The organism is Acidovorax sp. 94 (assembly GCF_003634645.1).
GTDB lineage: Bacteria > Pseudomonadota > Gammaproteobacteria > Burkholderiales > Burkholderiaceae_C > Acidovorax > Acidovorax facilis.
In genome coordinates this window covers 3,457,876-3,478,146 of the sequence record NZ_RBJA01000001.1, presented here as the reverse complement: position 1 = coordinate 3,478,146, position 20,271 = coordinate 3,457,876, and the positions used below count along the sequence as shown (strand labels likewise).

The following is a 20,271-nucleotide window of genomic DNA, read 5'->3' as shown; positions in this document are numbered from 1 at the left end:
GGGGACGACACCCTCGGTGCGGGGCGGCCCTTCCTCGGTGTCCCTTGTTTGGGGCACGCCAGTTTTCATCCGAGCGGGTCCTTGCCCGCCATGGAGTCCCATTACATGAACACCCAAGCCCTCGACTGGTCCCTTCCCTACGCCTCAAACCGCAGCGCGGTCATGGGCCGCAACGTGGTCTCCACCTCGCAGCCGCTGGCCGCGCAGGCGGGCCTGCGCATGCTGCTGGCGGGTGGCAACGCGGTGGATGCCGCCATTGCCGCCGCCATGGCGCTCACGGTGGTGGAGCCCACGGGCTGCGGTTTGGGCAGCGACGGGTTTGCCATCGTGTGGGATGGCAAGGAGCTGCACGGCTTGAACGCCTCGGGTCGCTCGCCTGCGGCGTGGACGCCTGAATACTTCGAGAAGCTGGGCGGCATCCCGGAGACGGGCTGGAACGCCGTCACTGTGCCGGGCGCCGTGTCGGCCTGGGTGGCGCTGTCCAAGCGCCTGGGCAAGCTGCCGTTTGCGCAGCTGGCCCAGCCCGCCATTGACTACGCGCGCAATGGCTTTCCGGTGTCGCCCACCATCGCCCGCCTGTGGGCGCTCGGCGCGGCCAAGCTGGGCACGCAGCCCGGGTTTGCCGAGTGCTTCATGCCGAATGGTCGTGTGCCCCAGGCAGGCGAAATCTTCCGCAGTGAAGCCCATGCACGCACGCTGGAGCTGATCGCCGAAACCGAGGGCGAGGCCTTCTACCGCGGTGTGATTGCCGAGCGCATCGCCGCCCATGCGCAGGCCAACGGCGGTGCCATGACCATGGCCGACCTGGCCGCGCACCAGGCCGACTGGGTGGGCACCATCCAGCAGCGGTTTGGTGACTCGGTCATCCACGAGATCCCGCCCAACGGCCAAGGCATTGCCGCGCTGATGGCGCTGGGCATGCTCGACGCGCATGGCATTGGCAAGCACCCGCTGGACGACGTGGAAACCGTGCACGCCAGCATCGAGGCCATGAAGCTCGCTTTTGCCGACCTGCACCAGTACAACGCCGACATCGACGCCATGCACGTCAAGCCCGATGCGCTGCTGCACCCCGACTACCTGCGCAGCCGCGCCGCGCTGATCGACACCACGCGCGCTGGCGACCCTGGCTACGGCGCGCCGCGCCCCGGCGGCACGGTGTACCTGGCTGCGGCCGATGCGTCCGGCATGATGGTCTCGTTCATCCAGTCCAACTACATGGGCTTTGGCTCGGGCGTGGTGGTGCCGGGCACGGGCATCAGCCTGCAGAACCGGGGCCACGGCTTCAACCTGATCCCGGGCCACGCCAACCAGGTGGCGCCGCGCAAGCGCCCCTCGCACACCATCATCCCGGCCTTTGCCATGCATGCCGACGGCACGCCGCAGATGGCGTTTGGCGTGATGGGCGGCCCCATGCAAAGCCAGGGCCACACGCAGATGGCACTGCGCGTGCTGCGCTACGGCCAGAACCCGCAGGCAGCCGCTGATGCGCCGCGCTGGCGCATCACCGGCGGCAAGGGCGTGGCGGTGGAGCCAGGCTTTGACCCCGCCGTGGTCGCCGCACTGCGTGCACGTGGGCACGAGGTGACGGTGGAAGAGGGCAACGGCGTGTTCGCCTTTGGCGGCGCCCAGCTGGTGCTGAAGAACGGCAACAGCTACATCGCAGGCTCCGACCCGCGCAAGGACGGGCACGCGGTAGCGTTCTGACGGCCTTGCGCGCAGCGCACTGAGGCGGCTCAGCGCGTTGTGCAGGCCGGAAACCGCTTGGCGAGCTCGTGCGCTGGCATCGTCTCCGCAAGGTCGAGGTTGCGCACCAGCGGGATGTATTCCCCCGTTTCGGTGAATCGCAAGAGGGTGGTCACGACGCGGCTGCCGGAGCCGCCTTGTTGACAGCCCGACAGTTCCAGCCCCAGGCCCAACTGACGGGAACCATCGTCCGTGCCTTTCCAGCCCATGGCCCGCTCTCGCAGAGCCTGCAGGCGCGGCAGGGCGGCTGGGTCGATCCGCCAGACCTGCACATGGGTCCGGGACGTTTCATATTCCGCGAGCACGCTGCGATCGGCCGTGCTGCGCAGCTCCTGCAGGGGCAATTTTTCTTCCAGGCGCTCGGTGGCGATGGCTCCCCCGGGCTTGCGCAGCGTGCGCGAAACGCTCACCGTGAGCTCCAGTGCGTTGCCATGAAGCTGCAGGCCCGGGCTGTGTACCACGGCGGCGCGCAGCGCGGCGGGGTCCAGCGTCTCCAGCTGGAGCTGCCGCAGCTTCCACAGTGATGACACCGGCACACTGCCACAGGCCGACAGCAGCACCAGGGCCAAAAGACACGATAAAGCACGGAGAAAAGCCAAAGGGCGCAGGGGCGTTAGGAAAAAAAGCATGGTAGTAAATTTCTGTTTGACGGTATATTATTATTGTTTTACAGAAAAACTCACCAACCATGACGCAACATTTACCCCCATCGGTATCTTCTGTTCACAGCCCCTCGTTTCGCCGCCTGGCCTGGGGCCTTCTCGCGGCCAGCTGGGCGTGTGCCCTGGTATCGCTGGTGTTGTCGATGGCGCGCTGGGCGGCCATCGGGCATGAAACGGGTTGGGGTGGCTGGATGCCGCTGTCGGTGGTGCCCTCGCAGGCCTTGTTGGTCGGCCTCACACCGCCGCCCTCCATGGAGACCCATTGGCGCTGGGTGGGCGTGGCGCTGGAGTGCATTCCCGCTGCGGCCATGCTGTATGCGGTGCTGTGCGTGCATCGCATCTGCCGGTCCTTTCTGGCCGGGGCCGTGTTCGGGCCGGCGGTGGTGCACGGGTTCCGTGGCGTGGGCTGGGGCTTTTTGGCGATGTTCGTGACTTCACTCGTCTACCAGGCGGGGGTGACGGCGCTGCTGTCCTGGCTGGCTTCCGGCCAGCAGAACGGCCTGGTGGCGCTGGGCGTGGGACCGTTTGAAATGAGCGTATTGGTCGTGGGACTGATGATGTTGCTCCTGGGGCACGTGCTGGCCGAGGGCCACCGCCTGCAAGCCGAAGCGGATGCGTTTGTTTAGCAACTCGCCAGCGAAGGAATTCCCATGGCGATTGTCGTGACCCTGGATGAAATGCTCGCGCGCCGCAAGGTCAAGTCGCGCGATCTGGCGGCCCATGTGGGCATCACCGAGGCCAACCTGTCCCTGCTCAAGAGCGGAAAGGTCAAGGGCGTGCGTTTCGAGACCCTGTCCGCCATCTGCAGTTATCTGCAGTGTCAGCCGGCAGACTTGCTGGCCTGGGTGCCCGATGCGGACACGAAGGATAGCGAGGCGCTTTCGCGTGGCGAGGCTGGTGGCTTGGCCCAGGGCGACTAGGGCAGTGCGAGGCCCGCGCGGCTCCGGCCCGCGATTGGCCTGGGCAGTAGCTGGGGCGCTGTTGCTGCATGGGTTGGTTCTGGCGATGCTGAGCAGAAGCGATGGTGCTCTGCGGACTTCGCCCGAGCGCAGCGATGCACCTGCCATGGTATGGGTGACGCTGGCGCTGCTGCCCGCGTCCACGGCACCCAGCGAGCCGTTGCCAGCTGCCGTTCCCCAGCCTGCCGCTCCAACCCGGAGCGCCACACCCGTTGCCAGCGGGCAGGGCCCAAAGCAGGCCGTTACCCGCAGCGGGCGGCCGATCGCTGTGGAGCCTGCTGCGCCTGATGGCAGCGTGGAGGGCTTGACTGCCGCCCTGCCGGTTGCGCCCGCGCCGCAGGCGCCGGCATCCGGGCCGGGTGATGCCCCACTGGCTGCTCCCAGCATGGACGATGTGGCACGGGCGCTCCAGCGCGAGCGGGCCTGGCAGCGCCGGCAAGGGGCGCAGCAACCACAGCCGCCGCATCAGCGCTGGGAAGTCGCTCCAGCGGGTGCCTTGGGATCTGGCATTGCCGAGCGCGACCTGCGCGGCGCAGAGGGCCAGCGCATGGTTCAGGCTGCGGGCCCCTGGGGCACCTACTGTGTGGAGTTGCGTTCGGCCAACCAGCCTCCGTCCATGGGGGCTGCGCCTCGCGTTGCGCCAACCAGCACCTGCCGCTGAATGCTGGGGCGGCGCTGGGCAGTGCCGTCAGCGCGTTTCCCGCACGGTCAGCCAGGTGCTGGCCGCGCCACTGAGCACGATGGCAGCGATCCCGGCCATCGACCAGCTATCGGGCACATGGCGGTACACCAGCCAGCCCGCCAGCATGGCAAACCCGATTTGCGAATACAGGAACGGCGCAATCGTCACCGGCGTGGTGCGCGCATAGGCATGGAGCAGCAGCATGTGGCCCACCGCGCTCGACAGGCCCATGGTGAACATGCCTGCCCACAGCCACGGGTCGCTCACCGGCTGCCAGAAGAACGGCACGCCCAGCGACACCAGCGCGGTGGCGATCCAGCTGGTGTAGAGCTGCGTGGTGGCGGGGCTCTCCTGGCCTGCCATCTTGCTGCTCAACACCTGGTAGCCCGTGCCCGCAGCCAGCATGCACAGCGGCCACAGCAGCGCCCAGGTGAAGGCCTCGCCACCGGGCCGGATGATGACCAGCGTGCCCGCCAGGCCCGTCACCACCAGCAGCCAACGCAAAGGGCTCACGGGCTGGTGCAGCCACAGGGCCGCCACCACCGTCACACACAGCGGCACCGTGGCCACGATGGCCGTGAACTCCGCCAGCGGCAGGGCCGTGAGGCTAATGAAGCCGAACAGGCTGGTCATGGCGAACAGCGCACCGCGCAAGGCCTGGAAGCGGGGCTGTGTGGTGCGCAGGGCAGGGCGCCCCGCCCGTTGCAGCACGAAGGCGGTGGTCAGCAGCGACTGGAACACATAGCGCATCCACAGCGCCATGACGATGGGAACACCCGCACTGACCAGCTTGCTCGCGGTGTCCAACACGGCAAAAAACGCGCAGGCCGTGACGGCAAGCGCGATGCCCGCCAGCGCCGCACGCCGGCGGGCTGCGGGGCTGGTCGACGTCGCAGGGCCTGAGGAACTCACGGCGTGCTGCGTGCACGCTCCAGCAGCATGGCGTCGCCATAGCTGAAGAAGCGGTACTGCTGGGCAATCGCGTGCCGGTACAGGCCCATGATGTGGGCATATCCCGCAAACGCGCTCACCAGCATCATCAGCGTGCTCTTGGGCAGGTGGAAGTTGGTGACCAGCACATCCACCACCTGGAATGCAAAGCCCGGCGTGATGAAGATGTTGGTGTCGCCAGAGGCCTGGCCCGTCTTCGCCCAGGATTCGAGTGTGCGCACGGTGGTGGTGCCCACGGCCACCACGCGGCCGCCGCGCTGGCGGCAGCGCTCCAGCGCGGCCAGCGTGGCCAGGGGAATCTCGTACCACTCGCTGTGCATCTGGTGCTCGGCCAGGTTCTCGGTCTTGCAGGGTTGGAAGGTGCCTGCGCCCACGTGCAGCGTGACGCTGGCGCGCTCGATGCCGCGTGCGGCCATGTCGGCCAGCACGCCTTCGTCAAAGTGCAGCGCGGCCGTGGGCGCGGCCACGGCGCCGGGGTTGCGCGCAAACACGGTCTGGTAGCGCTGACTGTCCTCGGCCGCGTCCGGGTCGTGGTCGGTGTTTTGCTGGCGCTCGATGTAGGGCGGCAGCGGCAGGTGGCCGTGACGGTCCATCAGCTCCCAGGGTGACTCGCCTGCGGGGCCGTGCAGCGCAAAGCGGAACAGCGGGCCGTCCTCGGTGGGCCAGCGGCCCAGCAGCTGCGCGTCAAAGCCGCCCGCCTTGCGGCCACCAGCCATGTGCACCACGCTGCCGGGCAGGGGCTTCTTGCTGACCTTCATGTGGGCCACGACTTCATTACCTGGGTTGCCAGCCTCTGCGGGCAACACGCGTTCGATCAGCAGCTCCAGCTTGCCGCCGCTGGCCTTCTCGCCAAAGATGCGTGCCTTGACCACGCGCGTGTCGTTGAAGACGAGCAGGTCGCCCTCGCGCAGCAGGCCGGGCAGCTCGCGAAAGATGCGGTCCACCGGCTGCATGGCGCGGCCGTCCAGCAGGCGCGAGGCGCTGCGTTCGGGCGCGGGGTGCTGGGCAATGAGTTCGGGGGGCAGCGAGAAGTCGAAGTCGCTGAGGGTGAACACGCGGGGCGTGGAAGGGCCGCCGGAGGCGAGGGGCGCACTGGTTGCGCCGCTGGAGAGATCAGTCATCGTGCTTGAGGGCCGAACGGGCCCGTGCCAAGGTAAAAATTGCGGAAGGCGCGATTGTCCCACGGGGCTGCAGCCCCTGCAGGCGCGGTGCTAGGGCGAGGTGGTGAATGCCACCGGTGCCGGTACGCTGTGCACCAGCCGTTGCACGTCATCGGCCTGGGCCAGGGTGGTGCCCGGATGCAGCAAGGCGGCAGCGCCTGCGGCCACGCCCCAGCGCAGCGCCTCGGCAGGCGCATCGCCCCGGTCCAGCGCCCAGACCAGCGCCGCCAAAAAGCAGTCCCCAGCGCCCGTGGTGCCGGTCGTAGCGGGCACGTTCAGCGCTGGCGCCTGCCATACCCCCTCCCGCGTGGCCAGCACGGCGCCTTGCTCGCCCACCGACAGGGCCACGGTGTCGGCGGCGCCGCTGCGCACCAGCGACTGGGCGGCAGTGCACCAGTCGGCGGCGTGCTCCAGGGGCTGTTGCATCACGTCGCGCAGCTCGCGCAGGCTGGGCTTGACCAGCGCCACCCCGGCCTGCAATGCCGCCGCCAGCGGCGGCCCCGAGGTGTCGACGGCTACCCGCACGCCCCGGCCGGATGCGGCGCGCGCCAGCTGGGCGTAGAAGTCGTCCGGCGTGCCAGGCGGCAGGCTGCCGCTGGCAATCAGCCAGCGGGGTGGCGGTGTGTGGGTAGCCAGCGCATCCAGGCAGGCCTGCCACTCGCTGGCCTGCAGCGTGGGGCCGGGCAGCACAAAACGAAACTCCTGGCTTGTGGTGGTCTCGACCACCGAGAAGTTCTCGCGCGTATCGCCCGAAATTGGTTGCAGCAGCGTGGGCACGCCCTCCGCGGCCAGCAACTGCCGCACCTGTGTGCCCGCCGCACCGCCCGCCAGCGCCCAGGCGCACACATCTGCGCCCAGGCGGTGCAGCACCCGCGCCACGTTGATGCCTCCGCCACCCGCAAAGCGCTGCACCGGGCCGCAGCGCAGCTTGTGGGTGGGTGCAACGTGGTCGGTGGTGGTGGCCAGGTCGAGGGCGGGGTTCAGCGTGAGGGTGATCAGTGCGGGCATCGGGCTACCAGACCTTCTCGGCAAAGCCTGACCATAGCTCGTTCAGGTCCGGAAAGCGCCACTTGTCGGGGTCTTCGCGCGCAACGATCTTCTCGGTGCAGCCCGGGGCAGACAGGTCCACCATTTCTGGGGGGATGCGCAGGTCGGACTTGGTCGAGAAGAACACCTTGACCATGGGGGCGGTGAGTGCGGCGGCCGATTGCTCGGTGACCACGCCGATGCGGCCCGAGGTCAGGCGCACGAGCGAGCCCACAGGGTAGATGCCGATACTTTTGACAAAGGCCTGGAAGATGCGGGCGTCGAAATGGTCCTTGGTCCACTCGGCCATGCGGCGCAGTGACTCGGCGGGGTCCCATCCACGCTTGTAGGGCCGGTCGGAGGTGATGGCGTCGTACACGTCGCAAATGGCCGTCATGCGCGCGATCACGCTGATGCCTTCGCCCTGCAGCTTGTCGGGGTAGCCGGAGCCATCGACTTTTTCATGGTGGTGCAGACAGGCGTCCAGCACGGCGTCGGGCACGTTGCCGCCCTCCTTGAGCATGTGGTAGCCCTCCACCGGGTGGCTGCGCACCACGGTGAATTCCTGGTCGGTGAGCTTGCCAGGCTTGTTGAGCACGGCCAGCGGGATGGCCGCCTTGCCCAGATCGTGCAGCAGGCCTGCCATGCCCGCCAGCCGCTGCTGGTCGTCCTTGAGCTTGAGCTGCTTGGCCAGGGCCACCATCAGCGCGCACACCGCCACCGAGTGCATGTAGGTGTAGTCGTCGGCCGTTTTCAGGCGCGCCAGGCTGATGAGCGCGCCGGGGTTGCGGGTGACGGAATCCGAGATTTCTTCCACCAGGTTCTGTGCCGTTGCAGAGTCCACCGCGCGGCCCATGCGGGCCTCGTTGAACATCGAGACCATGGCCTCCTTGGACTTCACGCAGATGGCAGCGGCCTTCTGGAGTTCGCTGTGCATGTCCGCAGGATTGCGGTTGCGCTTGGGCGGCGGCGGTGGGGATGGCAGCGTGACTTTGATGGGCGGCAGGTCCTCCAGGCGGCTGAAGTCGGTGTCAATCTGCGCGTCGGCCTCCTCGCGCGACACCGACGCGGTGCCCGCCGCCACGTCCAGCCCCTTGTCGGTGTCAATCCAGATTTCCTGGATGGCAGTGGCTTGTATCCGGGCCAGGTCCCCGGGGTCTTTGAGCAAGAACTTGGCCCGCCAGAACGGGTGGTCCATCCATGACCCGCAGAACTCGTGCAGATACATGCCCAGGGTGAGATGCTGAATGTGAATGCGCTTGAGCATGGTAGGGGACCTGGACTCTGAATAAACGCCCGTCTTTAGGCGTAATCAACGGTAACCATGGTAGCCTTTTTGCCCCGCCCTTGTCGTTCGCAGAACCCGCTACATGCCCGCCGCAGCCCCCAGAGTTTCCCTTAGCGCCAAGGCTTCGGCAGCCCCTGCTGCCGCCAAAGGCGGCGCGTCGGTAGCGCAAAAGGCGCTGCAAAAGCTGGGGCTCCAACGTGACATCGACCTCGCCCTGCACCTGCCCCTGCGCTACGAGGATGAAACCCGCATCACCCCGCTGGCCAATGCGCGCGACGGGCAGATGGTGCAGATCGAAGCCACGGTGACCGCCTGCGAGATTCAGCTACGCCCGCGCCGCCAGCTGCTGGTGCAGGTGGAGGACGAGACCGGCTCATGCGAGCTGCGCTTCTTCAGCTTCTACCCCTCGCACCAGAAAACCCTCGCCGTGGGTGCGCGCCTGCGCATCCGGGGTGAGATCAAGGGCGGCTTCTGGGGGCGGCAGATGATGCACCCGGCGTTCCGCGTGGCGGGCGGCGAGCTGCCTGCGGCGTTGACGCCCGTCTACCCCACCACGGCCGGTTTACCCCAGCCCTACCTGCGCCGTGCGGTGGTGGGCGCGCTGACGCGGGTGGACTTGTCAGACACCCTGCCACCCGGTGCCGAGCCGCCGGTGACTCGGGTTTATGGCCAAAATGGCCTCCAGCGCTTATTCAGCCTGCGCGAGGCGCTCACTTTTTTGCACCACCCCACGCCCGATGTGGCGCTTTCCACGCTGGAGGACCACAGCCACCCCGCGTGGCAGCGCCTCAAGGCCGAGGAGTTGCTGGCCCAGCAGCTGTCGCAGCAGCAGTCGCGCCGCGCACGCGACATGCTGCGTGCGCCCGTGTTGCGCGCCCAAAAAGCCGCCGACGGTGCCTTGCCGCTGCATGAGCAGTTGCTGGCCGTGCTGCCCTTCAGCCTCACCTCCGCCCAGCGCCGCGTGGGCGAAGAAATTGCAGCCGACCTGGCCCGCCAGGTGCCCATGCACCGGCTGCTGCAGGGTGATGTGGGCTCGGGCAAAACCGTGGTCTCGGCCCTGGCCGCCTGCCTGGCCATGGACGCGGGCTGGCAGTGCGCGCTGATGGCGCCCACCGAAATCCTGGCCGAGCAGCATTTCGCCAAGATGATCGGCTGGCTCGAACCCCTGCTGGCCGAGCGCGGCCGCAAGGTGGCCTGGCTGGTGGGCGGGCAAAAGAAAAAGGACCGCGCCGCCATGCTGGCGCTGGTGGCCAGCGGCGAGGCCGCGCTGGTGGTGGGCACCCACGCCGTGATCCAGGAGCAGGTGCAGTTCAAGAACCTGGCGCTGGCCATCATCGACGAGCAGCACCGTTTTGGCGTGGCGCAGCGGCTTGCCTTGCGGCAGAAACTCGCTGCCCATGGCATGGAGCCCCACATGCTCATGATGAGTGCCACCCCTATCCCGCGCACGCTGGCCATGAGCTACTACGCCGACCTCGATGTGTCGGTCATCGATGAGCTGCCCCCGGGCCGCACGCCCATCGTCACCAAACTCATTGCCGACAGCCGCAAGGACGAGGTGATCGCACGCATCGGCGCCCAGGTCGAGGCCGGGCGGCAGGTGTATTGGGTGTGCCCGCTGATCGAAGAGAGCGAGGCGCTGGATCTGAGTAACGCCACCGCCACCCACGCCGATCTGAGCGAGGCCTTGCCTGGCTGCATGGTCGGTCTGCTGCACTCGCGCATGCCCACGGCCGAGAAGAAGGCCGTGATGGCGCTCTTCACCAGTGGCCAGATGGGCGTGCTGGTCAGCACTACGGTGATCGAAGTGGGCGTGGACGTGCCCAACGCGTCCCTCATGGTCATCGAACATGCCGAACGTTTTGGCCTGAGCCAGCTGCACCAGCTGCGCGGCCGGGTGGGGCGGGGTGCGGCGGCCTCGGCCTGCGTGCTGCTGTATGCCACCAACGACAGCGGCCGCGTGGGCGAAACCGCCAAGGAGCGCCTGCGCGCCATGGCCGAAACCAACGACGGCTTCGAGATCGCCCGGCGCGATCTGGAGATTCGCGGCCCCGGCGAGTTTCTGGGCGCGCGCCAGTCGGGGGATGCGCTGCTGCGCTTTGCCGACTTGGCGACCGACACCCACCTGCTCGAATGGGCGCGCGAACTGGCGCCGCAGATGCTGGACCGGTATCCTGACCTGGCCGCAAAGCACGTCGCGCGCTGGTTGGGTGGAAAATCCGACTATCTCAAGGCATGACACGGCCTGCTGGAACACACCATGACCCTCACCGAACTCAAGTACATCGTTGCCGTAGCGCGGGAGAAGCACTTTGGTCATGCGGCCGATGCCTGCTACGTGTCGCAGCCCACACTGTCGGTGGCCATCAAGAAGCTGGAAGAAGAGCTGGATGTGAAGCTCTTCGAGCGCAGCGCGGGTGAGGTTTCGGTGACGCCGCTGGGCGAAGAGATCGTGCGCCAGGCGCAGAGCGTGCTGGAGCAGGCGGCGGCCATCAAGGAGATTGCCAAGCGCGGCAAGGACCCGCTGGCGGGGCCGCTCACCCTGGGGGTCATCTACACCATCGGGCCCTATCTGCTGCCCGAGCTGGTGCGCCAGTCCATCACGCGCACGCCGCAGATGCCGCTGATGCTGCAGGAGAACTTCACCGTCAAGCTGCTGGAGATGCTGCGTACCGGCGAGATCGACTGCGCCATCTTGGCCGAACCTTTCCCCGACACGGGCCTGGCCATGGCGCCGCTGTATGACGAGCCCTTCATGGCGGCCGTGCCCAGCACGCACCCGCTGGCGGCGAAGAAGTCTGTGACGGCGGCCGAACTCAAGAGCGAGACCATGCTGCTGCTGGGTGCGGGCCATTGTTTTCGCGACCATGTGCTGGAGGTCTGCCCCGAATTTGCGCGCTTTGCGAGCAATGCCGAGGGCATCCGCAAGTCGTTTGAAGGCTCTTCGCTCGAAACCATCAAGCACATGGTGGCCGCAGGCATGGGCGTGACGCTGGTGCCGCGCCTTTCGGTGCCGCGCGATGCGCTGCTCACCGTGTCACGCCGCCGCAAGAGCGACGAAAGCTATATCCGCTACCTGCCCATCCGCGAAGAAGACGGCGGCCCGCCACCCATGCGCCGCGTGGTGCTGGCATGGCGGCGCAGCTTTACCCGGTATGAAGCCATTGCGTCATTGCGCAACGCGGTGTATGCCTGCGAGCTGCCGGGGGTCAAGCGGCTGTCGTAAGGCAGGCCTGGCCTGTGCCGCGCTGGCGGGCGATGTCCTGCTGCCGTGGTGTGGCTCTGACGCAGGTCAGGCTCGCTGGTCATGGCCTTGCGCTACAGTGTTTTTGGTGCGATGCCTCCAGGCCCGACGGGTCGGCGGGCATCTGCTGTCGAATCCATCTTCACTTCAGGAGCAATGACATGGCCAAGGCCTCCAAGACCACCGCCCCCACCATCAACATCGGCATCAGCGACAAGGACCGCGCTGCCATCGCCCAGGGCCTGTCGCGCCTGCTGGCCGACACCTACACGCTGTACCTCACCACCCACAACTTCCACTGGAACGTGACGGGCCCCATGTTCAACACGCTGCACACCATGTTCATGGCGCAGTACACCGAGCTGTGGAATGCCGTGGACCCGATTGCCGAGCGCATCCGCTCGCTGGGCCATGTGGCGCCGGGCTCCTATGCCGAATTCGGCAAGCTGGCCACGGTGCCCGATGCGCCCGCCAAGCCGCCCAAGGCACTGGAGATGGTGCGCGTGCTGGTCGAAGGCCATGAGGCCGTGGCCCGCACCGCGCGCAGCCTGTTCCCCCTGGCCGACAAGGCCAGCGACGAGCCCACGGCCGACCTGCTGACGCAGCGCCTCACGGTGCACGAGCAGACGGCGTGGATGCTGCGCTCGCTGCTCGAAGAGTAAAAGGGTTCGCAGCTTCCACGCGCATTACCCGAGGGGCGCAGAACACTGCAGCACAGCGAAGAAGAGCGCCTTGTCCTACATGGCGCAGTTCCATCGCCTGCGCATGATGCGTGTTTTGGTCATGCTCCCTTCTTCGCAGGGCGGCATGGCGTATCAATCCCCTCTGATGTATGCGAATCCTGTACGTTGAAGACAACCCGGAGCTGCGCGAGACCATCGGCATGCTTATGGAAGGTGAAGGCCGGACGGTCACGCCCTGCGCCACTGCCGAGGAGGCGCTGGCTCTGGATGCTGGGGACGTCTTTGATGTGGTGGTGACCGATGTCAGCCTGCCCGGCCTTTCGGGCACGGAACTGGCCCGCCAGCTGCTGGCGGATGATCCGCAGCGGTGGGTGGTGCTGTGCTCCGGCTACGAGCTGGGTAGCCACCCGCGCAGTTGGGGGCCCAACGTGCGCGCATTGCTCAAACCTTTTGAGCTGGAAGAACTGGAGCATTTGCTCGAGTCCATCCATACAGCGCTGGCTTCAGCCGCCGGCTGAGGCTTGATAGCGCCGATCGCTCGCTGTTCATCCTTTACTTCATCACGCCACCCGCCTGGTCGTGGGGACCTGCGCTGTAGTGCTGGGCTGCGCGCAGTCAATTGCGGGGGCTGCGTACTGGCGAGTGGCGCGGCAGCCTCACCCGAAAGGTCGTGACATCGTCCCGTGACTGGGCCTCGATGGTTCCATGGTGGGCCCGCACGATCTGGTGCGCAATGAAGAGCCCCAGCCCCAGCCCTTGGTGGCGGCCGGGCTCACGCTCTCCACTGCGGAACGGGTCGAACAAATGCGGCAGCAGCACAGGGGGAATGGTGCCGCCGTTGGACACCGTGATGCTCACCTCCTCAGTGCTGGTACCGTCCACTGCAATCTGCACAGGGTGGTCGACTCTGCCGTGGTGCAGGGCGTTGCCAACCAGGTTGGTGATCACCTGACACAGGCGTTCGGCATCCCAGGTGCCGGCCAGGTCGCCTTGCAGGGTGGACCCGATGTAGCGTTCCGGGTGGCTGGTGGCCATCTCATCCAGCGTGCGCTGCACCAGCGCCTGCATGTGGGTGGAGCCCAGCTGCAGCGCCAGCCCGCCCGCCTGGCGAATGCGGGTCACGTCCAGCAGGTCTTCGATCATGTGGCCCATGCGCTGGCTGGCGCCCAGCACCCGGTCGGCCATGAGTACCGCCTTGTCGGGGGGCGGCTGGCGCTTGAGCACGGTGGCCGCCGCGACGATGGACTGCAGCGGTGTGCGCAGGTCGTGGCTCAGCACTGCCATGAACATTTCGTTGATGCGCAAGGCCTCAGTGCGCGCGCGCAGCTCGTGCGCCAGCGCCTGCTTGCGCCGGTGCAGCTCAAAGAACACGCTCGCCTTGTTGGTGAGCATGTGCGGGTCGATGGGTTTGTAGAGAAAGTCCACCGCCCCGCTCTCGTACCCCCGGAACTGCCAGTTCTGCTCGCGTGAGCCCGCCGTCATGAAGATGAGCGGAATGTGCCGGGTGCGCTCGCTGCCCCGGATCAGTTCCGCCAGCTCGAAGCCGTTCATCTCGGGCATTTGCACATCCAGCAAGGCCAGGGCCACGTCGTCATGCGTCAGCAGCAGTTCCAGGGCCTCGGGGCCCGACTGGGCTTTGAGGATGTCCAGCCCGTCGCGTTGCAGCAGCGCCTCCAGGGCGATCAGGTTTTCCTCGACATCGTCAACGAGCAGGCATTTGGTGCGGTCGGTCTGGGGCATGGGCGGTGGGGAGGGTGGATGGGGTTCTCAAGGAAGGACGCATATGCCCGTATCAAAGCTGCTGGCGGCGGTGCAGGTCCACCAGCAGCCTGGCAATGCCTTCAGGGGGCAGGATGTGGTCAACCGCCAAGGCCGCGATGGCCGCCTGCGGCATGGTGGGCATGCTGGCGCTGGCGGGGTCTTGCACGATGGTGAGGCCGCCCCCCGCCTGAATGGCTTGCAGGCCGTGCACACCGTCTTCATTGGCGCCCGACAGCAGGACGCCCACCAGCCGGGGGCCGTAGTGGTCTGCCGCCGATTCGAACAGCACGTCGATGGAGGGGCGGGAAAAATGCAGGGGAGGGTCTACCGACAGCCCCACATGCGGGCCTTGGGGCCCAGCATCGACCAGTAGGTGGTAGTCCGGTGGCGCAAAGCTCACCGAGCCCAGAGTGATGGCATCCTTGTCCTGAGCCTCGCGCATCGGCATTGCGCAGCGGGGCTGAAAAATATCTACCAGCAGGCTGCGCCGGTCCCGGGGCAGGTGCAGCACCACTAGCACAGCCGCCTGCAGCGTGGCGGGCAGCGCGGGCAGCAGTTCCAGCAAGGCGTCGATACCGCCCGAGGAACCGCCCACCACGATGGCTGCGTAGCCCCCGGAAGGTGCTGGTCTGGGCGCGAGGTCGGTGGTGCTCACAGCCCGGCCTTTTTGCGGTAAATGCGGTCTTCCTTCACAAAGTCCTCGAAGGCATCGGTGTGCGCTGAAAACCGCAGAGACTCCTTGGACCCCAGACCCAGAAACCCCCGATGGCACAGCGACTCGCGGAACAGCCCCAGGGCGCGGTCTTGCAGGTCGCGCTCGAAGTAGATGAGCACATTGCGGCAGGACACCAGATGGACCTCGGCAAACACGCTGTCGGTGGCCAGGCTGTGGTCAGAGAACACCATGTGCTCGCGCAAGCCCTTGTCGAACACCACGCGGCCATAGCCGGCAGCGTAGTAGTCCGACAACGAGCTGCGGGCGCCGGAGCGCGCATGGTTCTCGGTAAAAGCCGCCACCCGCGACACGTCGAACACTCCAGACTCTGCCGCGCGCAACGCGTGCGGGTTGATGTCCGTGGCGTAGATCAGCGTGCGGTCCAGCAGGCCTTCTTCCTGCAGCAGGACGGCCAGCGAATACACCTCTTCTCCCGCGCTGCACCCGGCCACCCAGACCTTGAGCGACGGGTAGGTGCGCAGCAGTGGCACCACCTCCTGGCGCAGCGCCTGGAAGTAGCTGGGGTCGCGGAACATGTCGCTTACCTGCACGGTGAGGTATTCGAGCAGCGCAGGGAACACGGCGGGCTCGTGCAGCACGCGGTCCTGCAGCTGCGACAGCGTCTTGCAGTCAAACTGCACCAACGCCGACGCCAGCCGCCGCTTGAGCGACGCCTGTGCGTAGCCCCTGAAGTCGTAGTGGTAGCGGTGGTAGATGGCATCGATCAGCAGGCGCTGCTCGATGTCGGCGGTGCGGGCCTTGCGATGGGGCATGGCGGGGCCTACTTGGGCATCCACACCCGCACCAGGGACAGCAGCTTCTCCACGTCCAGCGGTTTGGCGATGTAGTCATTGGCCCCGGCGGCCAGGCATTTTTCCTGATCGTCCTTCATGGCCTTGGCCGTCAGCGCGATGATGGGCAGGCGGCGCCACTCGGGGCGGCTGCGGATCTCACGCATGGCGGTGTAGCCGTCCATCTCCGGCATCATGATGTCCATCAGCACCAGGTCGATGGCAGGCTGGCCGCCGCTGCCGCCGCTGCCGCCGCTGCCGCCGCTGCCGCCGCTGCCGGCGCGCTCCAGCGCCTGCAGGGCCTCCAGGCCGTTGCGTGCAATCTCCACACGGATGCCGGTGGGCTCCAGGATGCTCGAGAGCGCAAACACGTTGCGCACATCGTCTTCCACCACCAGCACGTTGCGGCCTTCCAAGGCGGTCTCGCGGTTACGGGCCACCTGCAGCATCTGGCGGTGTTCGGCCGACAGTTCGGACTCCACCTGGTGCAGGAACAGCGTGACTTCATCCAGCAGCCGCTCGGGCGAGCGCGCGTCCTTGATGATGATGGACTTGGAGAACCGGCGCAGTTGCTGCTCCTCGTCGCGCGACAGGGCGCGGCCTGTGTACACGATGACGGGCGGGAAGGAGACGCCGTCCTGCTCCGTCATCTGCTGCAGCAATTCGTAGCCGCTCAGGTCGGGCAGGTTCAGGTCCATCACCATGCAGTCAAAGGTGGAGCCGCGCAGGTGCGCCAGCGCCTCGGCCGCCGTGCCTGCGCCCACGATCTCCACGTCGTCGTTGGTGAGCAGGTGGCGCACGCTCTCGCGCTGGCGTTCGTCGTCTTCCACCACCAGCACGCGCCGCAGGTTCTGGGTGAACTTGGCTTCCAGCCGCTGCAGGGCATGCACCAGTTCGTCGCGCTTGACGGGCTTGAGGGCGTAGCCTACGGCGCCCCGGCCCAAGGCCTCTTGCGAGTAGTCGGCCACCGAGACCACGTGCACCGGAATGTGGCGCGTGGCCGGGTTGCGCTTGAGCTGGTCGAGCACGCCCAGGCCCGAGAAGTCGGGCAGGTTCACGTCCAGCACGATGGCGCTGGGCAGGCTGTGCATTGCGTAGGCCAGGCCGTCGGCCGCGTTGTGGGCCAGGTGGCAGTCGAAGTCCATCTCACCGGCCAGGTCGCTCAGGATCTGCGCAAAGCGCACGTCGTCCTCAATCACCAGAATGCTGCGCGCGCTCGCGCGGCGCGGGGCTACGGGTGCGGTGGGGGCCGCCACGGATGGCAACGCGGGGGCCGAAGGAACCGATGCGACGACCGGTGCCGTCGCGTGGGCTGGCGCAGGCGCCGCCAGCGGCGCTTCCGGCGCAGCTTCAGGCGACGAAGGCACCAGCTTCTGGGGCAGGACCAGCGTGAAGACGCTGCCTTCCCCCGGCGTGCTGTGCACGTGGATGGAGCCTCCCAGCAGCTGCGCCAGATCGCGCGAGATCGACAGGCCCAGGCCCGTGCCGCCGTACTTGCGGTGGGTGCTGCCATCGGCCTGGCGGAAGGCTTCGAAAATCAGCTCCTGCTGGTGCGCCGGAATGCCGATGCCGGTGTCCTTGACGGCAAACGACAGCGTGTCGTCCGGGTTGCGCGACACATGCAGCGCCACCGAGCCTTTCTCGGTGAACTTGAGCGCGTTGGACAGCAGGTTCTTGAGCACCTGCCCCAGGCGCTGCGGGTCGGTGTCCAGCGTGGCGGGTGCGTCGGGCGCGACGGTGGCCGTGAGCGTCAAGCCCTTCTCTTGCGCCAGCGGGCGCAGCGGGTCGATCAGGGTTTGCAGTGCCTTGGACAGCGTCACCGTTTCCACCGACACGGTGGCCTGGCCAGCCTCGATCTTGGACAGGTCGAGGATGTCGTTGATGAGTGCCAGCAGGTCGTTGCCCGCCGCGTAGATGGTCTGCGCGTACTTCACCTGCTCGGCGCTCAGGTTGCCCGGCTTGTTGTCGGACAGCAGCTTGGCCAGGATCAGGGTGGAGTTGAGCGGTGTGCGCAGCTCGTGGCTCATGTTGGCCAGGAACTCGCTCTTGTACTGGCTGGCCAGCTCCAGTTCGCGGGCCTTGTCCGTCATGGCGCTTTGGGCGCGCAGCAGTTGTTCGCGCTGGTATTCCAGCTGCTGGGTCTGCGCCTCCAGGTGGGCGTTGGTCTGCTCCAGCTCGGTCTGCTGCACCTCCATCTGGGCCTGCGACTCTTGCAGGATGCGGCTTTGCTGCTCCAGCTCCTCGTTGCTCACACGCAGCTCTTCCTGCTGGGTCTGCAGCTCTTCGGACTGGCGCTGGGTTTCTTCCAGCAAGGCTTCCAGGCGGTTGCGGTCAATCCCAGCGCGGATCGCCACCGCCAGAATGCCCGAGGCGCGTTCCATCAGGGTGCGCTCAGGCTCGGTCAGCGGGCGATGAAAGCCCAGTTCGATCACGGCAAACACTTCGCCGTTCTCGATGGCGGGCGCCAGCAGCAGCTCGGTCGGTGCGGACTGGCCGGTGCTGGACGACACCATCAGGTGCCCGGCGGGCACATCGCGCACATGCAGCATCTGGCGCGAGCGCGCGACCTGGCCCACCAGGCCTTCGCCGGGCAGCAGGCGCTGCTCCAGCCGTTCGCGGGGCAGGGCGTAGCCACCAAACAGGGTGAGCGCGCCGTTGCAGTCGGCCACATAGCCTGCCCCCACGGCCGCGCGCAGGTATTGCGCCAAGTATTCGAGCGTGAGCTGGCCCAGGTCCTCCAGCCGGTGGTCGCCCTGGATGCGCTGGCTCAGCCCGTTGAGGCCGGCCGCCACCCACGACTGCTGGGCCTTGAGGCGGTACTCCCGCGCATTGGCGGCGGCCGACAGGCAGATGAGCACCAGCAGCACGAACGATCCGCCCCAGGAGTAGTAGGTGGACATGGCCGCCGCCTCCACCCATTGCTTGCGTTCGTTTTCCAGCTGCTGGTTCAGCAGTGTGGACAGGTCCGACGCCAGGTCGCGGATGCGGTCCATCAGCACCCGGCCGGCATCACTGCGGGTCACGGCCACGGCGGCTTCCTGGCCCTTCGAGCGGCGCAGTTCAATGGTCTCGCCCAGCTCGCGCAGTTTTTCGTGGCGCAGGTCGTCGATCTGTACGACGAGGCGGCGCTGCACGGCGCTGTCGTCCGTCAGCTCCTTGAGGCGCGCCATGTTGCGCTCCATGGCGCCCAGGGACAGGTTGTAGGGCTGCAGATAGGTGTCGTCCCCCGTCAGCAGATAGCCGCGTTGCCCGGTCTCGGCGTCTTTCAGCGAAGACACGAACAGGTTGAGGTGGCGCATGGTTACCGTGGTCTCGTCCATGGCTTCCACAGCGTGCGCGCGCACCTGGGCGGTGCGGAAGTTCACCAGCGCGATCAGCACCGTGGCGAGGGCAGCAATCACAAATCCCACCAGCATTCCGCGGGGGACAGCAAAACGCGTGGCGGCCTGGGAGGTCGATGTATGGGGCATGCGTTGGTGCCCCAGGGGGCGGTGCGTTGGGGGAACGAGCGGAGACTTTAACGGGTTTTTTGCGCGCGCTGGGGCGGTTACCTGGCCCCGGTGATGCGTGCCCCAGTCGCGGCGCTGCTGCTACATTCTGTGCGCCCGTGGCCCGCCACCCGCCGCAGCGTCTTGCTGCGGAGCCTGCTCTTGTAATGGTCCCATCATGTCGTCGTCCCCTGTTTCCCCCCGCAGCCGTTTTTCGCTCTATCTCGACCTGATCCGCTGGGACCGCCCCGCCGGCTGGCTGGTGTGCCTGTGGCCGACGCTGAGCGCGCTGTGGATTGCAGCCGACGGCTTTCCGGGCTGGCACCTGCTGGTGGTGTTTGTGCTGGGCACCTTCCTCATGCGCAGCGCAGGCTGCTGCGTGAACGACGTGGCCGACCGCGACTTTGACAAACACGTCAAACGCACGGCGCAGCGGCCCGTCACGACCGGTGCGGTGTCGGTGAAAGAGGCGCTGAGCCTGGGCGCGGTGCTGGCGCTGGTGTCGTTTGGCCTGGTGCTCACCACCAACACCGCCGCCATCGCCTGGTCGGTGCCCGCCGTGCTGGTGGCCATTGCCTACCCGTTCACCAAACGCATCATTTCCATGCCCCAGGCCGTGCTGGGCATTGCGTTCAATTTCGGCATCGTCATCGCCTTTGCCGCCGTGCAGGGCAGCGTGCCCGCCGTGGCCTGGTGGATGTGGCTGGGCAACCTGTTCTGGGTGCTGGCCTACGACACCGAATACGCCATGGTGGACCGGGATGACGACCTCAAGATCGGCATCAAGACCTCGGCCATCACGCTGGGGCGCTGGGATGTGCCGGCCATCGTGGCGTTCTATCTGCTTTTTTTGTCTATTTGGGCCCTAGCGCTTTATCCATATGCACTGAATGCTATATTTTATATAGCAATTGCCGTTGCGCTGGCGCAGGTGCTGTGGCACTTTACGCTGATCCGGACCCGCTCGCGCGAAGGGTGTTTCAAGGCGTTCCGCGTCAACCACTGGCTGGGCGCCACGGTGTTTGCCGGCATTGCGGGCAGCTATCTGCTACGGCAATTACTCACAAATTGATAGCTGCTGGCGCTTGATGGATAAGCGCTGGAAGCCAAAAAAT

At 66.9% G+C, this 20,271-nt stretch carries 18 protein-coding genes; 9 read left to right on the top strand and 9 right to left on the bottom strand.

All coding sequences use genetic code 11. The annotated features are described in order from the left end of the window. Nucleotides 1-105 precede the first annotated feature (105 nt). Nucleotides 106-1,707: a gamma-glutamyltransferase family protein gene (locus tag C8C94_RS16045; protein WP_121422909.1), complete on the top strand. Its 1,602-nt coding sequence runs from the start codon at nucleotides 106-108 to the stop codon at nucleotides 1,705-1,707. A gap of 29 nt (nucleotides 1,708-1,736) precedes the next feature. On the opposite strand, the gene C8C94_RS16040 is transcribed toward C8C94_RS16045, so the two are convergent. Further along, nucleotides 1,737-2,375: a hypothetical protein gene (locus tag C8C94_RS16040; RefSeq protein ID WP_147433268.1), complete on the bottom strand. Its 639-nt coding sequence runs from the start codon at nucleotides 2,373-2,375 to the stop codon at nucleotides 1,737-1,739. 59 nt (nucleotides 2,376-2,434) lie between these two features. Here C8C94_RS16040 and C8C94_RS16035 point away from each other — a divergent pair, with 59 nt between their 5' ends. The 3 genes from C8C94_RS16035 (at nucleotide 2,435) to C8C94_RS16025 (ending at nucleotide 4,028) form a co-directional block, all read left to right on the top strand. Then, a complete protein-coding gene (locus tag C8C94_RS16035) occupies nucleotides 2,435-3,034 on the top strand; it encodes a DUF2975 domain-containing protein (RefSeq protein WP_082437325.1) in 600 nt (199 codons plus the stop codon). A gap of 24 nt (nucleotides 3,035-3,058) precedes the next feature. Further along, on the top strand, nucleotides 3,059-3,328 hold the full coding sequence (locus tag C8C94_RS16030) for a helix-turn-helix transcriptional regulator (protein WP_121421406.1): 270 nt from the start codon (nucleotides 3,059-3,061) through the stop codon (nucleotides 3,326-3,328). Nucleotides 3,329-3,413: 85 nt separating this feature from the next. Beyond that, on the top strand, nucleotides 3,414-4,028 hold the full coding sequence (locus tag C8C94_RS16025; protein ID WP_121421405.1) for a hypothetical protein: 615 nt from the start codon (nucleotides 3,414-3,416) through the stop codon (nucleotides 4,026-4,028). A gap of 27 nt (nucleotides 4,029-4,055) precedes the next feature. Here the strand turns inward: C8C94_RS16025 and C8C94_RS16020 are convergent, their stop codons facing one another. The 4 genes from C8C94_RS16020 to C8C94_RS16005 all read right to left on the bottom strand — a co-directional run bounded on the left by C8C94_RS16020 (nucleotide 4,056) and on the right by C8C94_RS16005 (nucleotide 8,453). After that, nucleotides 4,056-4,961 carry a DMT family transporter gene (locus C8C94_RS16020; protein WP_121421404.1) on the bottom strand — a complete coding sequence of 302 codons (906 nt, stop codon included), beginning with the start codon at nucleotides 4,959-4,961 and terminating at the stop codon, nucleotides 4,056-4,058. Further along, nucleotides 4,958-6,121 carry a tRNA preQ1(34) S-adenosylmethionine ribosyltransferase-isomerase QueA gene (gene queA / locus C8C94_RS16015; protein WP_121421403.1) on the bottom strand — a complete coding sequence of 388 codons (1,164 nt, stop codon included), beginning with the start codon at nucleotides 6,119-6,121 and terminating at the stop codon, nucleotides 4,958-4,960. Before queA ends, C8C94_RS16020 begins: the two co-directional genes overlap by 4 nt. 90 nt (nucleotides 6,122-6,211) lie before the next feature. Beyond that, nucleotides 6,212-7,168, bottom strand: coding sequence for a 1-phosphofructokinase family hexose kinase (locus C8C94_RS16010; RefSeq protein WP_121421402.1), 957 nt, complete (start codon nucleotides 7,166-7,168; stop codon nucleotides 6,212-6,214). A gap of 4 nt (nucleotides 7,169-7,172) precedes the next feature. After that, on the bottom strand, nucleotides 7,173-8,453 hold the full coding sequence (locus C8C94_RS16005) for an HD-GYP domain-containing protein (RefSeq protein ID WP_121421401.1): 1,281 nt from the start codon (nucleotides 8,451-8,453) through the stop codon (nucleotides 7,173-7,175). A 103-nt stretch (nucleotides 8,454-8,556) separates the two neighbouring features. On the opposite strand from C8C94_RS16005, the gene recG reads away from it, so the two are divergent. The 4 genes from recG (at nucleotide 8,557) to C8C94_RS15985 (ending at nucleotide 12,919) form a co-directional block, all read left to right on the top strand. Continuing rightward, the gene (recG, locus tag C8C94_RS16000) at nucleotides 8,557-10,713 is read left to right on the top strand and encodes an ATP-dependent DNA helicase RecG (RefSeq protein ID WP_121421400.1); all 2,157 of its coding nucleotides are present in this window, start codon (nucleotides 8,557-8,559) and stop codon (nucleotides 10,711-10,713) included. A gap of 21 nt (nucleotides 10,714-10,734) precedes the next feature. Beyond that, nucleotides 10,735-11,700, top strand: a complete 966-nt coding sequence (locus tag C8C94_RS15995; RefSeq protein ID WP_121421399.1) for a LysR substrate-binding domain-containing protein — start codon at nucleotides 10,735-10,737, stop codon at nucleotides 11,698-11,700. A 179-nt stretch (nucleotides 11,701-11,879) separates the two neighbouring features. Then, the gene (locus tag C8C94_RS15990) at nucleotides 11,880-12,380 is read left to right on the top strand and encodes a Dps family protein (RefSeq protein ID WP_055395640.1); all 501 of its coding nucleotides are present in this window, start codon (nucleotides 11,880-11,882) and stop codon (nucleotides 12,378-12,380) included. A 170-nt stretch (nucleotides 12,381-12,550) separates the two neighbouring features. After that, nucleotides 12,551-12,919, top strand: coding sequence for a response regulator (locus tag C8C94_RS15985; protein ID WP_056065339.1), 369 nt, complete (start codon nucleotides 12,551-12,553; stop codon nucleotides 12,917-12,919). A gap of 97 nt (nucleotides 12,920-13,016) precedes the next feature. Here C8C94_RS15985 and C8C94_RS15980 read toward each other — a convergent pair whose 3' ends face one another. The 4 genes from C8C94_RS15980 to C8C94_RS15965 are packed head-to-tail and all read right to left on the bottom strand — an operon-like array spanning nucleotide 13,017 to nucleotide 19,138. Next, nucleotides 13,017-14,141, bottom strand: a complete 1,125-nt coding sequence (locus C8C94_RS15980; protein WP_121421398.1) for a response regulator — start codon at nucleotides 14,139-14,141, stop codon at nucleotides 13,017-13,019. A 52-nt stretch (nucleotides 14,142-14,193) separates the two neighbouring features. Further along, a complete protein-coding gene (locus tag C8C94_RS15975) occupies nucleotides 14,194-14,817 on the bottom strand; it encodes a chemotaxis protein CheB (protein WP_056065346.1) in 624 nt (207 codons plus the stop codon). After that, entirely contained in the window at nucleotides 14,814-15,650 is an 837-nt protein-coding gene (locus C8C94_RS15970) for a protein-glutamate O-methyltransferase CheR (protein ID WP_121421397.1), read from the bottom strand. The genes C8C94_RS15975 and C8C94_RS15970 overlap by 4 nt, the downstream gene beginning before the upstream one ends. An 8-nt stretch (nucleotides 15,651-15,658) precedes the next feature. Continuing rightward, nucleotides 15,659-19,138 carry a response regulator gene (locus tag C8C94_RS15965; protein ID WP_121421396.1) on the bottom strand — a complete coding sequence of 1,160 codons (3,480 nt, stop codon included), beginning with the start codon at nucleotides 19,136-19,138 and terminating at the stop codon, nucleotides 15,659-15,661. 196 nt (nucleotides 19,139-19,334) lie between these two features. Here C8C94_RS15965 and ubiA point away from each other — a divergent pair, with 196 nt between their 5' ends. Continuing rightward, nucleotides 19,335-20,228: a 4-hydroxybenzoate octaprenyltransferase gene (ubiA, locus tag C8C94_RS15960; protein ID WP_121421395.1), complete on the top strand. Its 894-nt coding sequence runs from the start codon at nucleotides 19,335-19,337 to the stop codon at nucleotides 20,226-20,228. Nucleotides 20,229-20,271: the final 43 nt, after the last annotated feature.